Raw genomic sequence first — 14,711 nt, forward strand, 5'->3', positions numbered from 1 at the left:
ATCCGTCAAAACGACACTTGCTGCTTCCTGCATGGGGTCAGCCGGCGTAGAAGTCGCTCAGTTCCTTAATGAGGATGTCCGGTGCCTTGATGACGCCGTCGTGCCCGAAGCCGGGGAGGATGGTGTAACTGGAGCCGGAGAGGACGTCATGGATCTGGCCACAGGCGACGCCGAAGTAGGCCGGGCTCTTTTCGCCCACCACGATCAGCGTTTCGAGCGGAAGGGCCAGGAACGGCTCGGCCGGCATGTCCGCGGCGATAATCGCCTTGATCTCACGGACGCCGGTCCGCATGAGCTCCCGCTGCTGCTTGCCCTCTGAGGTGCCGGCAGTCAGCTTGTTGGCGAGGGTCAGCATGGAGAGGGGCATCCGGGACGAGAATGAGCCGCCGGCTTCGAGCCCGCGCTGGATGACCGCAAGGGCGCGGTCGTCATCGCCGGCCGCCACCGCGCGCTCGTACTCGGCGGTCCAGTCGGCCTTGACGCTGTGGTTGACGGAGACCGCGGGGTCGTAGACGGCCAGACGCTCCACCGGCAGCGTCCGCGCCGCGTGGAGTGCTACCGCCCCGCCAAAGCTGTGGCCGAAGACGTCCGTGCTGGACGTGTGCTTCATGACCGTGTCAAGGTCCCGGATGTCCACATCCAGCGTGTAGTCCTCCGGCTGGGGCGACGAGGACCCGCGGCCGCGGCGGTTGAACGTGTGGACGGGCCGGCCCAGGGCGGCGCTGAGTTTCTGGGCGAACTTCGTGTAGTCCGCAGCTGTCACCATGGAGGGCGGGACAATCACCACGCCGGAACCGGCGGAAGCCAGATCCGTGCCGGTGGAGAAGAGCTCCAGAGTGCCGCCGTCGGGGGTCCTGATGTTCTCGCGCGTCATGTTCCGAGCCTAGCTGAGCAACCTCAACGGAGGCACCATGGACACCGCCGACGGCAGGATCCACGCCAGCCGCCCGATGACGCGCTTACGCCTTGAAGTACTCCGAGATGTCCGCGACGAGTTCATTCACGGCGGCGGGAATGGAACCGTGGAAACCCTTGGGGGAGAGCTCGTAGGTGCTGCCGGGGACGGCGGCGTGCAGCCGCTCAGCCGTGACCTTGTAATAGCTGGGGCTCTTTCCGCCGGCCATGAAATGGGTTGCGGAGGGCAGTACGCTGAAGTCCCTGGCATGGTCGGCCTCGTTGTAGGCCGCCCGGAGCTCACCCACTCCGCTGGGCATGACCTCCTGGAACATCCTGTTGATCCTGGTGTTTGAGACCAGCGCCATCAGCCCGGCAAGGAGCGGCTCCGGGATCCGTGCCAGGGCCGATCCGGGCGAGGTGGCCTTCTTCATGTGTGCCAGCGCGTGGCCCACTTTGCCGTTGTTGACGGCGTCCTCGAACCCGTCCAGCCAGGCGGTGTCGATGCTGCCGTCGATATTCACCGCGGCGTCGTATACAGCGAGTTTGTCCGGGACGTAGGGGGTTCCGGTGAACTCCTGGACCGCGTTCAGGGCTACCGATCCGCCCAGACTGTGGCCCAGGATGTTCCTGGCTCCCGTTGCATCCAGGACAGTCCGCACATCGGCTATCTCGGTGGCCATGGAGTAACCGGCGGGCTGTTCCGAGGAACTGCCCCGGCCCCGGCGGTCGTACACGTCCACGGCCCACCCGTCACCCAGGCCCTTTGCCAATGCGACTGAAAACGGGCGGTAGATCGTTGCGGTCAGGAACGCCCCGCCGATCAGCAGCACCCGGCGCTCTCCCGGCGCACCCGCGGTGCCGTAGCTGTACAAGGCCAGGCGGCCGCCGTCGTGCGTTGGAAGGACCTGTTCTTTCACCACCCCATCCTAGGCGGGAGCCGGCCGGGCTACCGCGAAGCGAGGCCCGCCGAACGCCCGGTAAACTTGATGACTGTGACTTCCCAAAACGCCCCCGCGCCCAAGAACGCCCCAGAGCCGCTCGATGCCAGCGAGCAGATGCGCATCCGCATGGAAAAGCGGGCCAAACTGCTTGAGCGCGGCACCGAGGCATATCCGGTGGGTGTGGAGCGCACGCATTCCCTGTCGGAGATCCGTGAAAAGTACGCGCACCTCGAAGCGGACGACACCACGGGGGACATCGTGGGCGTCACCGGCCGCGTGGTCTTCATCCGCAACACCGGCAAGCTGTGCTTCGCCACGCTCCAGGAGGGCGGCACCGACGGCAAGGGAACCCGCCTGCAGGCCATGCTCAGCCTTGCCAACATCGGCGAAGAAGCACTCGCCGACTGGAAAGCCCTCGTTGACCTCGGTGACCACGTGTTCATCAAGGGCGAGGTCATCTCCTCCCGCCGCGGCGAACTGTCCATCATGGCCGACTCCTGGTCCATGGCCTCCAAGGCCCTCCGCCCGCTGCCGGTGCTGCACGCGGAACTGAACGAGGAAACCCGCGTCCGCCAGCGCTACGTGGACCTGATGGTCCGCGACGAAGCCCGTGAAATGGTCTACACCCGTGCCGCCATCACCCGCTCCATCCGGGAGACGCTCTTCCGCCACAGCTACGTCGAGGTGGAGACCCCCATCCTGAACCTGGTCCACGGCGGCGCGCTGGCACGGCCGTTCGAAACCCACATGAACGCCTTCGACCAGAAGATGACCCTTCGCATCGCCACCGAGCTTTACCTTAAGCGCGCAGTGGTGGGCGGCATCGACCGCGTCTATGACATGGGCCGCGTGTTCCGCAACGAAGGCGTGGATTCCACGCATAGCCCTGAGTTCACCACCCTTGAGTGCTACGAGGCCTGGGCGGACCAGTTCGTCATGGCTGAGCGCATCAAGGAGATCATCCTGGATGCAGCGGACGCTGTGGGTGCCGGCCGCGTCATCCAGACAGACGCCGGGGAGATCAACCTCGACGGCGAATGGGCCTGGCTCGCGGTGTACCCCGGACTTTCCGACGCCGTGGGGCAGGAAATCACTCCGGACACTTCGCTTGAGGTGCTTCGCGAAATCGCGGAAAAGCACGAAGTCAAGGTCGACCCCAAGTGGGACACCGAAAAGCTGGCGGTGGAGCTCTTCGGGGAAATCGTGGAGCCCACCCTGCTCAACCCCACCTTCGTTTACGACTACCCGCCGTCCGCCCAGCCGCTGGCCCGCCCGCACCGCAAGGACGGCCGGCTCATCGAGGCCTGGGACCTGATTATCGGCGGCATGGAGCGCGGCACTGCCTTCTCGGAGCTGATCGACCCCGTCATCCAGCGTGAACGGCTCACGGAACAGTCACGGCATGCAGCTGCAGGCGATGAAGAGGCCATGCAGTTGGACGAGGACTTCCTGCGTGCACTTGAATACGGGGCCCCGCCCATGGGCGGCATCGGCCTGGGCATCGACCGCCTGGTGATGCTCTTCACGGGCGCGGGCATCAGGGAGACCATCCTGTTCCCCCTGCTTAAGCCCGAGGGGCACTGACCATGGAGTACGTAGCAGTCCTCCTGCCCTCGCTGGTAGTAGGCCTCATCTTCTGGTTCGCCATGAGGGCGATCTTCAACGCGGACAAGTCCGAGCGCCAGGCGGAGGCCCGGGCCCAGGCTGAAGCAGAGGCCCGTGCCGCGCAGCTCTCCGATGGACAGTCCACGGACCGCCGCGACCCCGATTCAAAATAGATAAAACCCGCTAATCTCCTGCCAATATCCCCAAGGAACCATTAGGCACTTTGACGCGTTGCCATAAAGGGAGTCATACTTTTTAAGGAAACATCCTGCTTTTCTGAAAACCGTCCCTTTCCAAGAGGAAGACCTTTAATGGCACAGAAAGTAAACATCATCCTCGTTGATGATCTGGATGGGGGATCCGCAGACGAGAATGTAAAGTTTGGCCTCGATGGGGTCAACTACGAGATTGACCTCTCGGCGGCAAATGCCGCTGAACTCCGGTCTTCGCTGGAGCGGTTTGTTGCCGCTGCGCGAAAGGCTTCCGGTGGCCGTGCCACCCGCACGGCCAAGGCTCCTTCCGGGGGCCGCAGCCACGATTCAGCACAGATTCGCCAATGGGCGCGGGATAACGGGTACACCGTTAACAGCCGCGGCCGAATTCAGGCCGAAATCCAGGAAGCCTACCAAAAGGCAAATTCCTAGCCGCAGGCCCAGCGCCGTATTAAGCCCTGCTTCCCGTCACGGGGAAGCAGGGCTTTTTGGTGTCCAAAATGTCCTGTCGGGACCGGCCTAAATTTTGCGCCATGGGACAGATTCGACGGTTCCCCACGTACCCGACGTCCGGCCACGCCCTATGTGCAGGAAATCGATGAGACGGCTGTTCCGCTACCTTGTCAGGTCCCTTGTTGCGGGTGGTGGCCGGCGGTGTGGGGCAGAGCCGACCGGTATTCCCGAACCATGCGGGTTTCCCCTGTGGCGAACACGCTCCACAAGTCTGGGTCCGCCACGTAGCATCAAAGTACGTCGTAGCTAGGAGTGTGGCGAAATGTTTGAGCGATTTACGGACCGTGCCCGTCGCGTAGTTGTGCTTGCCCAAGAAGAGGCACGCATGCTGAACCACAATTACATCGGTACCGAACACATCCTCTTGGGTTTGATCCATGAGGGTGAGGGCGTTGCCGCCAAAGCTCTTGAGTCCTTGAGCATTTCGCTCGACGGCGTTCGCGAGCAGGTGCAGGAGATCATCGGACAGGGCCAGCAGGCGCCGTCCGGCCACATCCCCTTCACCCCCCGTGCCAAGAAGGTACTGGAGCTCTCGCTGCGCGAGGCACTCCAGCTGGGCCATAACTACATTGGCACGGAGCACATCCTGCTGGGCCTCATCCGCGAGGGTGAGGGCGTTGCCGCCCAGGTGCTGGTCAAGCTCGGTGCCGACCTTAACAGGGTCCGCCAGCAGGTCATCCAGCTCCTCTCCGGCTACCAGGGCAAGGAAACCACCGGCGCAGGCGTTGGTGCGGGCCAGCCCGAAGGTGCCCCGGCCGGTTCCGTCGTCCTGGACCAGTTCGGCCGCAACCTGACCCAGGCTGCCCGCGAGAACAAGCTGGACCCGGTCATCGGACGCGAGCAGGAGATGGAACGCGTCATGCAGGTCCTCTCCCGCCGTACCAAGAACAACCCGGTCCTGATTGGCGAACCCGGTGTCGGCAAGACGGCCGTCGTCGAAGGCCTGGCCCAGGCAATCGTGCGCGGCGACGTCCCGGAAACCATCAAGGACAAGCAGCTCTACACCCTCGACCTTGGCTCCCTCGTCGCTGGCTCCCGCTACCGCGGTGACTTCGAAGAGCGCCTGAAGAAGGTCCTCAAGGAGATCCGCACCCGCGGGGACATCATCCTGTTCATTGACGAGATCCACACCCTCGTCGGTGCCGGTGCTGCCGAAGGCGCCATCGATGCCGCATCCATCCTGAAACCCATGCTGGCCCGCGGTGAGCTGCAGACCATCGGTGCCACCACGCTGGACGAGTACCGCAAGCACATCGAGAAGGACGCCGCGCTGGAGCGCCGCTTCCAGCCGATCCAGGTCAAGGAACCCTCTGTGGCGCACGCCATCGAGATCCTCAAAGGCCTGCGTGACCGCTACGAGGCACACCACCGCGTCACCATTACCGACGGCGCCCTGGCCTCCGCTGCCGCCCTCGCCGAGCGCTACATCTCGGACCGCTTCCTGCCGGACAAGGCGATCGACCTGATCGACGAGGCCGGCGCGCGGCTGCGCATCCGCCGCATGACCGCTCCGCCGGAGCTGAAGGCCATGGACGAGCGCATTGCCAAGCTCAAGATGGAGAAGGAGTCCGCGATTGACGCGCAGGACTTCGAAGGTGCAGCTTCGCTCCGGGACAAGGAGCAGAAGATGATTTCCGAGCGCGCGGAGAAGGAACGCCACTGGAAGTCCGGCGGCATGGACGACATCTCCGAGGTGGATGAGGATCTCATCGCCGAGGTGCTGGCCAACTCCACCGGCATCCCCGTGTTCAAGCTGACTGAGGAAGAGTCCTCGCGCCTGCTGAAGATGGAAGACGAACTGCACAAGCGCGTTGTCGGCCAGAACGAGGCCATCAAGGCCCTGTCCCAGGCCATCCGCCGCACCCGTGCAGGCCTCAAGGACCCCAAGCGTCCCGGCGGCTCATTCATCTTCGCCGGCCCCACCGGCGTCGGCAAGACCGAGCTGGCCAAGGCACTCGCGGAGTTCCTGTTCGGTGAGGAGGACGCCCTCATCACGCTGGATATGTCCGAATACTCCGAGAAGCACACCGTCTCGCGGCTCTTCGGTGCCCCTCCGGGCTACGTCGGCTACGAGGAAGGCGGCCAGCTGACCGAGAAGGTCCGGCGCCGTCCGTTCTCCGTGGTGCTGTTCGACGAGGTTGAGAAGGCCCACGCGGACCTCTTCAACTCGCTGCTGCAGATCCTGGAAGACGGCCGCCTGACCGACTCCCAGGGCCGTGTGGTGGACTTCAAGAACACCGTGATCATCATGACCACCAACCTCGGCACCCGGGACATCTCCAAGAGCGTTGCCACCGGCTTCCAGTCCGGCACCGACACGCAGACCGGCTACAACCGCATGCGTGCCCGTGTGACTGAGGAGCTCAAGCAGCACTTCCGCCCCGAGTTCCTGAACCGTGTGGATGACGTTGTGGTGTTCCCGCAGCTCACCCAGGACGAGATCATCGAGATCGTGGACATGTTCGTCTCCCGCCTGGAGAAGCGCCTCAAGGACAAGGACATGGGCATCGAGCTCACGCCCGCGGCCAAGGTGCTCCTCGCAACCCGCGGCTACGATCCCGCCATGGGTGCCCGGCCGCTGCGCCGCACCATCCAGCGCGAGATCGAGGACCAGCTCTCCGAGAAGATCCTGTTCGGCGAGATCCACGCCGGCGACATCGTAATGGTGGATGTGGAAGGCGACGGCGACGACGCCAAGTTCACGTTCGCCGGCAACGCCAAGCCGCGCATCCCGGAAATCGCCCCGATCGTCTAAAGCACTACCGGAAGGCCCCGCCCGCTCCCAGAGCAGGCGGGGCCTTCCGCTTTAATCCGAACCACCCAAAGGTTGAGTCCGGGTGCCTGGCTGGGGCTTGGTGCCTTCCGTGGTTGCATCCGGTGCCGGCCATCAGAGATTTCCCGGCGCCTGCTCCTTCGTCGCTCTGACGGCGCCTACATAAATCCCTGATGCCCGGCACCTCGTGCGTGGCGGTACCCGGCGCAGGTGCCGGGGTCATTTGTGTAGCTTGCGTCAAAGCGACGAAGGAGCAGCAAGCGGCAAATGGGGCCGGTGGCGGCGCAGCCCAGGCAACCGCCCGCCCGGTGCCCGGCACCAGCATCTAAACTCGGCGTCGATCGGGGCAAAAGGTTGAACGCCGCCGCGCCTTTTTGTGATGTGGGGCACAATCGGGTTGAATCGGGGCATGGCTATTCTGAACCCGGCGATCCCGGGCGAGCAACCACTGACCCCTTTCCACGACCTCGACCACTACCTGTCCATCCCGCGGGTGAGCGGCCTGAGCCTGAGCCCGGACGGCACGCGGTTGGTGACCGCAGTCAGTACGCTGAACGGCAAGGGCACCGAGTACGCAACAGCGTTATGGGAGCTGGATCCTGCCGGGCAGAAGCAGGCGCGGCGTATCACCCGGAGCGCCAAGGGCGAGGCCGGCGCAGCTTTCGCTGCCAACGGCGATGTCTATTTCACGTCTGCGCGGCCCGATCCGGAGAACCCGGACGAGGACCCGGTCAGCGCCCTCTGGCTGCTCCCTGCCGACGGCGGGGAGGCACGGGTGGTGCTCAGCCGTCCCGGCGGCGTGGGGAGCGTGCTGACAGCCAGGAACGCGGACGCCGCCTTCGTGACGGCGGAAATCCTGGCCGGTTCCGCCGACGAGGAAGACGACGCCCGGCGCCGCAAGGCGCGCAAAGAGAATAAAGTCTCGGCCATACTGCACAGCGAATACCCAGTGCGGTACTGGGACGCCGACCTCGGGCCCGGCCAGCCGCGGATCTTCGCTGTGGAACCCGGTGAGGACAAGTCGACCGGCAAGCCCGCGACTGTGGACGCCACCGTCCCCTTGGTACTTCGGAACCTCACCCCCGGCGCAGGGCCGCGGCTGCGCGAAGCGGAGACAGTTGCCAGCCCCGACGGCCGGACCATCTATACGAGCTACACAAAGCCCCTCGCCAGGGCGGACAGCCGCTCCATCCTGGTGGCGGTGGACGTCGCTTCCGGCGACCTCAAGGTGCTGCTGGACCATGAAGGCATGAGCTACTTCCCCGGTCCCGTCAGCCCCGACGGCCGGAGCCTGGTGGTCGTGAGCGAGAGCGACTCCACCCCGCGCCGGGCGCCGGAGGTCAAGCTGCACCTGCTGGACGTTTCCGGTACTGCGGATGAGGCCGCCGGTCTCCTGCCGCTGGCCCATGACTGGGACCGGTGGGCCAAGCCTGCAGCCTGGCTGCCGGACGGTTCGGCCATCCTGGTCACCGCGGACGACGACGGCGCGTCGCCGCTTTTCCGGATCAGCGTTCCGGCTTCTGCCGCCGAGGTGAGCGTCACCAGGGTGACGCAGGACGCCGCGGCCTACTCCGACGTTGTGGTTTCACCGGAGGGGCGCAACGCCTATGCCCTGCGCAGCTCGTATGAGTTCCCGCCGGAGGCAGTCCGCATCGACCTGCAGACCGGCGAGACCAGTCGCCTGCCCGCCCCCGCGGAACGGCCGTCGTGTCCAGGCCGGCTGGAGCGCATCGCCGCGACTGCTGCGGACGGTTCCCGCGTCCCCGCCTATCTGGCTTTGCCCGAGGGTGCCTCGAAGGAGTCCCCGGTCCCGATGTTGCTCTGGATCCATGGCGGGCCGCTGGCTTCCTGGAACGCCTGGACCTGGCGCTGGAACCCATGGCTCCTGACGGCCAAGGGGTACGCGGTGCTGCTGCCTGACCCGGCGCTGTCCACCGGCTACGGCCAGGCCTACATCCAACGCGGCTGGGGCTCCTGGGGCAAGGCACCGTTCACCGACCTCATGGCGGTGACGGATGCTGCCGTCAGCCGGGCTGATATTGACGGGGAGCGTACAGCGGCCATGGGCGGTTCATTCGGCGGCTACATGGCCAACTGGGTGGCCGGGCAGACGGATCGGTTCCAGGCCGTCGTCACCCACGCCAGCCTGTGGGCCCTCGACCAGTTTGGTCCCACCACGGACGCCTCCCAATACTGGCTGAAGGAAATGACCGAGGAGATGGCCATGGACAACTCCCCGCACATGCATGTGGAAAAGATCAGCACGCCCATGCTGGTCATCCACGGCGACAAGGACTACCGGGTGCCCATCGGGGAAGGCCTGCGGCTCTGGTACGAGCTGCTGTCCAAGTCCCAGCTCGCTGCAGACCAGGACGGGCAGACGCCGCACCGGTTCCTCTACTTTCCGGACGAGAACCACTGGGTCCTCCAGCCGCAGCACGCCAAAGTCTGGTACGGCGTCGTAGAGAGCTTCCTGGCCCGGCACGTTCTGGACCAGGATGTGCCCTTGCCCGCTGAGCTGGGGCTCTAATCACCTTCGGCGGGAAGGCTGCGACATTTACCGCTTGCTGCTCCTCCGTCGCTCTGACGCAAGCTACATAAATGTCCCAGCCTTCCCGCCTCTTGCCGCAGGGTTGGCGGCCAGGGCGCGTGCTACATAAATGTCCCAGCCTTCTCGCGCGGACAGTGCGCCTTAGGGTTTGGGGTTAGGGCGCGTCTGCCCTTTCCGGCTGTGCGTCCTGCTCGTTCAGCCGGTCTTTCTGCCCTCGGCCGTACTTGTAGTGGAAATAGGCGTAGCAGGCGCCCACAAACGGAATGCCGAAGTAAAGCGCAGTTGCCTGCGTGGGATCGAAGCCGATGCCTATCAGGGAGATGAGGCACAGGACGAACGCCACGATGGGCAACAGCGGAAACAGGGGTGCGCTGTAGGCGAGACCTGCAGTGCGGCCTCCTGAGCGCAGGAAAGCCCGCCGGTGGAAAAAGTGGGATGCCGTGATGGACATCCAGACCCCCACCGTGGCGAACCCGGCGATCGACACCAGGACCAGGTACACCGTAGTGGGGGCCACCACGGTGCTGACCAGTGAGGCCAGGCCGCCCAGCATGCTGACGCACAGGGCAAGCATGGGAATTCCGCGTTTTGTCAGTTTTCCGAATGCCTTCGGCGATGTCCTTCATCCGCCAGGGAGAAAAGCATCCGCGCACAGGAGAAAAGACCGCAGTTTCCGGCCGACAAAAGGGCGGTGATGATGACGAAATTCATGATATCGGCGGCGTATGGAATCCCCAGCTGTGAGAAGACCGTGACAAAGGGGCTTGCCTCCAGTGAGGTTTCCTCATACGGAACAGTGCAGGCAATCACGGTGATGGCCCCGACAAAGAAAATCAGCAGGCGAATAACGGTGGTCCGCATCGCTTTCGGGATGTTGACGGCGGGATTGGCAGTTTCTCCTGCGGCCACTCCAATTAGCTCCGAACCGGAAAATGCGTAGAACACGGCAAGCGTGGTGATGAGGACGCCGGAAATCCCATATGGAAACAGGCCCTGGGGGGTATTGCGTATTGAGGTTCTCCCGAGGAAGGGGTAGCCATTTTCGGCCATCGGGTGGAAGCCAGGCAATGCCGCGCCGCCCAGGACTATCAGCCCGATGACTGCAGCTACCTTGATCAGTGCGAAGCAGAATTCGGATTCACCGAAGACGCCTGAAGAAATAGCGTTAAGCGTGAAAAGGACGGCGGCAAACACAAAGCACCAGATCCACACATCAACCTGCGGAAACCAGCGCTGCATCAACAGTCCGGCAGCCGTGAATTCTGAGCCGCAGTGGCGGAGCAGGCCCCGACCACCAGATATTTGCCGGAGCCTGCTCGTTCCTCGCTTTGACGGCGCCTATACAAATGCCTCGCGGTGGGCGCCTCGTGCCACCGTCACCGCAGCGGAGGTGCCGGGGTCATTTGTGTAGCTTGCGTCAAAGCGACGAAGGAGCAGCAAGCGGCAAATGGCCCCGGTGCCGTAGCGTCCCCTCGTAGGTTCGGAACGCGAGTCCGGAGCCGATGACACCTCCCATCGCAATCATCACGAGGTGACGGGCCTCCATGGAGCGTCGAAGGCCGCGTTTCTCGACTTGCTCCTTCGGGGTTTCGGTCAGGGTGGGGAGCCTAAGGCCATTTTTTCCTCTGCGTCGGGCTTCGTTGCCCATGGGGGCGAGGGTAACAGGCGAAACACTGCTTGGTTGCCCCTGACCTGCGCAAACGCAAGCAGGCGACATCTCATAATTCTGCGCAATGAGGGGCGCTTTCGATCTCTGAGCGTAAGCAGAGCTTTGACTTGGCGTCCTCATTACGGACGGCAGCTGCGGCTCTCAGATGCACATGGCGCCGCCGGTGGAGTGGACGCAACCACTGCGACGCTGTCGAACTAGGATTGGCCTGTGACTGACTCCTTCCGTATCCGGCCTGCCCGCACCAGTGATGTGTCCGCCATCAAGAAGCTGGTGGCGCCTTTGGCGGAGCAGCGGATCCTGATGGCGAAGGAGACCGTGGCCTACTACGAAAGCCTGCAGGAGTTCCGGATTGCCGAGTCCTTCGACGGCGATGTAATCGGCTGCGGGGCGCTGCACGTCATGTGGGAGGACCTTGCCGAGGTGCGCACCCTGGCCGCTTCCGAGGACTGGCGCGGCAGGGGAGTGGGCCACGTGCTGGTGGAGAGCCTGCTGGATGAGGCGCGTGCCCTGGGCGTCGCCCGCGTCTTCTGCCTGACCTTCGAGGTGGACTTCTTCAAGCGCCACGGCTTCGAGGTCATGGCCGACCAGTCCGCGGTGGATCCCGTCGTGTATTCGGAGCTCCTCCGCTCCCACGATGAAGGCGTGGCGGAGTTCCTGGACCTCGCCCGGGTCAAACCCAATACCTTGGGCAATACCCGGATGATCCGGTTCCTCTAAAGGCGGCGGAACCAGCTCTGGTGCCTGCTCGGCGTCCTGCGGGCTGCAGAACCAGCTCTGGCGCCTGTTCGATGTCCTGCCGCTGCAGGACCTGCAGGGCATAATGGATGATTTTTAGGCTATTCCTATCCCTCCATTCGATGGATAAACTTATTGAGGCTTGCTGGGGAGCAACCCGACTAGTGAAAGCCAGAAATGCAAACCCTCCCTATCCATGCGGCAAAAACCGAACTGCAGCTCCTTGTCCGCGGGCTGGTTTATGCCCCCGGCGACGCGTCCTATGAATCAGAAGCCGCAGCCTTCAACCTCGCTACCCGGCACACCCCGGATCTGGTTCTAACCGCAGTCAACGCCGACGACGTCGTGGCTGCCGTCAGGTGGGCCTCCGCCCGCAACATGTCCATCTCCGTTCAATCCACCGGCCACGGCGCCGCCAATGCCATCGCCGACGGGCTCCTTATCAGCACCCGCTACATGATGGAGCTGTCCATTGACCCGGAGGAGCAAACTGCCCGTGTGGGCGCTGGTGTCCGCTGGCGCGACGTCCTCCACGCCGCTGCACCGCACGGGTTGACGGGGCTGCACGGATCCACCACTGATGTAGGGGTGGTTGGCTACACCCTTGGCGGCGGACTGCCGCTCCTGGGGCGCAAGTACGGTTTCGCCTCCGACCACGTCCTGGCCTTCGACCTGGTGACTCCGGACGGTGAGCTGCGCCGGGTGGACGCCGTGAGCGATCCGAGCCTGTTCTCCCTGCTCCGCGGCGGCAAGGGCAACCCCGGCACCGTCACCGCCATGGAGTTCTACCTCTTCCCGGCCGCCGAACTGTACGCCGGAGGCGTCTTCTACGAGGGCGCGCACGCCAGGGACGTCCTGGCCAGTTTCCGGAACTGGACCCAGGATCTCCCATCGGGCGCGTCTGCATCGCTGGCATTCCTGCGGCTGCCCGACTTGGAGGAGGTGCCCGGATTCCTGCGCGGCAAGTTCGTGATGCACCTGCGGTTCGCCTGGCAGGGCAGCGAAGCGGAGGGCTCGGCCCTTCTTGCTCCGATGCGGGCAGCTGCGCCGGTTCTGGTGGACACCGCGGGGCCGCTCCCGTACAACCGGGTGGATGAGATCCATGCGGATCCGCAGCATCCCGTGCCCGTGCGGGAGGGTGGCATGCTCCTGAAAGGCTTCGGGCCCGGACTGGAGGATGTACTGCTCGACCTTGCCGGCCCGGAGAGTCGGGCCCCGCTCCTGCTGACCGAAATTCGCCTGATGGGCGGCGCGCTCGCGGACCCGCTCACCGGCAATGCCCCCGGGGCGGACTGCCTGGGTGGCCGCGACGCCGGCCTCTCCTTCTTCACCGTAGGCATCATGGCTCCACCCATTGCAGAACTGGTCGCGGACGCGATTGAGGGAGCCCGAACCGCACTGAAGCCGTGCGGCACCGGCGGGAGCCTGGTGAACCTGCACGGGCACCTGGCCTCACCCGAGCTTGCCGTGAGCGCCTGGCCTGAGGAAGCCAGGGAAAGAATGAGTGCTGCCAAGGCGGAACTCGATCCGAAGAACCTGTTCCGCCACGGCCACGCCGTCCTTCCCCTGCTGCCGGAGGCGGCTGCGGTGGTTGCCTGACACCGTCACATCCACGTCGCATTGGTTTTATTCGAATTGATGGATAAATTAGGCGAGGCCGGGAATGGGGGGCCTCAGGAAAGGGACAGTCATTGGGGGCTGTCCCTTTGCTGCGTCTGCCCCCGACCAGCGGAAACCCTACCGTTGCCCGCTACGCCGGTAGTAGGGTCAAAGGGACACCTCCAGGAACACAGCCAGGAGCACCGCCAAATGAAGAAACTCATCAACGATCCCCGGTCTGTCGTCCAAGAAGCTGTCGAGGGCTTTGGCCTTGCGCACGCAGGCCTTGTCACGGTCAGCACCGACCCTACGTACATCACCCGAAAAGACGCGCCGGTGAACGGAAAAGTAGGGATGGTGTCCGGCGGCGGCAGCGGCCATGAGCCGCTGCACGCCGGCTTTGTGGGGCTGGGAATGCTCGACGCCGCCGTCCCGGGGGCGGTGTTCACCTCGCCCACGCCGGACCAGATCCTTCCCGCAACCCTCGCCGTTGACTCAGGCGCCGGCGTCGTACATATCGTCAAGAACTACACAGGTGACGTCCTGAACTTCGAGACAGCGGCCGAGCTGGCCGAAGCGGAAGGCGTCAGCGTCCGCACCATCCTCGTCAACGACGACGTGGCCGTCGAGGACTCCCTGTACACCGCGGGGCGCCGGGGCGTAGGCGGCACCGTGCTGGTGGAGAAAATTGCCGGTGCCGCCGCAGAACGGGGAGACGACCTGGAGGCCGTCGCGGGCATCGGCGAGCGGGTCAACGTGAACGTCCGCACGATGGGCGTGGCGCTCTCCGCCTGCACCGTTCCCCACGCCGGCTCACCCAGCTTCGACCTCGCCGAGGACGAAATCGAGATCGGCATCGGAATCCACGGGGAACCGGGGCGCCACCGCATTGCGATGGAAAATGCCGACGGCATCACCGACCGCCTCCTGGAGCCGGTCCTTACCGACCTGAACGTGAGGTCAGGGGACAGGCTGCTGCTTTTCGTCAACGGGATGGGCGGCACCCCGCTGAGCGAGCTGTACATCGTGTTCCGGCGTGCTGCCCAGGTCCTGGCGGACAGGGGAGCCACGGTGGAACGCTCCTTGGTGGGAAACTACATCACGGCCCTGGAAATGCAGGGCTGCTCCATCTCAGTGCTTCGGCTGGACGACGAACTGACGGAACTGTGGGATGCGCCCGTGCACACAGCAGCCCTCCGCTGGGGTGTGTAGC

Annotated in this window: 10 protein-coding genes and 1 pseudogene; 8 read left to right on the forward strand and 3 right to left on the reverse strand. The window is 64.5% G+C overall.

Features of this window, described 5'->3' with window-relative positions; translation table 11 throughout:
* Positions 1–37 precede the first annotated feature (37 nt).
* On the reverse strand, positions 38–874 hold the full coding sequence (locus NXY83_RS02205; RefSeq protein WP_258804488.1) for an alpha/beta fold hydrolase: 837 nt from the start codon (positions 872–874) through the stop codon (positions 38–40).
* Positions 875–959: 85 nt separating this feature from the next.
* Positions 960–1,814: an alpha/beta fold hydrolase gene (locus tag NXY83_RS02210; RefSeq protein ID WP_258804489.1), complete on the reverse strand. Its 855-nt coding sequence runs from the start codon at positions 1,812–1,814 to the stop codon at positions 960–962.
* Positions 1,815–1,883: 69 nt separating this feature from the next.
* On the opposite strand from NXY83_RS02210, the gene lysS reads away from it, so the two are divergent.
* From lysS to NXY83_RS02235, 5 genes are all read left to right on the forward strand, one after another.
* On the forward strand, positions 1,884–3,422 hold the full coding sequence (gene lysS / locus NXY83_RS02215; RefSeq protein ID WP_258804490.1) for a lysine--tRNA ligase: 1,539 nt from the start codon (positions 1,884–1,886) through the stop codon (positions 3,420–3,422).
* 2 nt (positions 3,423–3,424) lie between these two features.
* Positions 3,425–3,616 carry a hypothetical protein gene (locus NXY83_RS02220; RefSeq protein ID WP_258804491.1) on the forward strand — a complete coding sequence of 64 codons (192 nt, stop codon included), beginning with the start codon at positions 3,425–3,427 and terminating at the stop codon, positions 3,614–3,616.
* A 138-nt stretch (positions 3,617–3,754) separates the two neighbouring features.
* On the forward strand, positions 3,755–4,087 hold the full coding sequence (locus NXY83_RS02225) for a histone-like nucleoid-structuring protein Lsr2 (protein ID WP_258804492.1): 333 nt from the start codon (positions 3,755–3,757) through the stop codon (positions 4,085–4,087).
* A gap of 343 nt (positions 4,088–4,430) precedes the next feature.
* Positions 4,431–6,923, forward strand: a complete 2,493-nt coding sequence (locus NXY83_RS02230) for an ATP-dependent Clp protease ATP-binding subunit (protein ID WP_258804493.1) — start codon at positions 4,431–4,433, stop codon at positions 6,921–6,923.
* 427 nt (positions 6,924–7,350) lie between these two features.
* Positions 7,351–9,471, forward strand: coding sequence for a S9 family peptidase (locus tag NXY83_RS02235; protein ID WP_258804494.1), 2,121 nt, complete (start codon positions 7,351–7,353; stop codon positions 9,469–9,471).
* A gap of 175 nt (positions 9,472–9,646) precedes the next feature.
* Here NXY83_RS02235 and NXY83_RS02240 read toward each other — a convergent pair.
* Positions 9,647–11,038 (reverse strand): annotated as a pseudogene (locus tag NXY83_RS02240) (S-methylmethionine permease).
* 333 nt (positions 11,039–11,371) lie between these two features.
* Here NXY83_RS02240 and NXY83_RS02245 point away from each other — a divergent pair.
* The 3 genes from NXY83_RS02245 (at position 11,372) to dhaK (ending at position 14,710) form a co-directional block, all read left to right on the forward strand.
* A complete protein-coding gene (locus tag NXY83_RS02245; RefSeq protein WP_258804495.1) occupies positions 11,372–11,881 on the forward strand; it encodes an amino-acid N-acetyltransferase in 510 nt (169 codons plus the stop codon).
* A gap of 195 nt (positions 11,882–12,076) precedes the next feature.
* Positions 12,077–13,498 carry an FAD-binding oxidoreductase gene (locus NXY83_RS02250; protein WP_258804496.1) on the forward strand — a complete coding sequence of 474 codons (1,422 nt, stop codon included), beginning with the start codon at positions 12,077–12,079 and terminating at the stop codon, positions 13,496–13,498.
* A 210-nt stretch (positions 13,499–13,708) separates the two neighbouring features.
* Positions 13,709–14,710 carry a dihydroxyacetone kinase subunit DhaK gene (dhaK, locus tag NXY83_RS02255; protein ID WP_258804497.1) on the forward strand — a complete coding sequence of 334 codons (1,002 nt, stop codon included), beginning with the start codon at positions 13,709–13,711 and terminating at the stop codon, positions 14,708–14,710.
* The last annotated feature ends 1 nt before the right edge of the window (position 14,711 follow it).

Source organism: Pseudarthrobacter sp. NS4, from assembly GCF_024758005.1.
Taxonomy (GTDB): domain Bacteria; phylum Actinomycetota; class Actinomycetes; order Actinomycetales; family Micrococcaceae; genus Arthrobacter.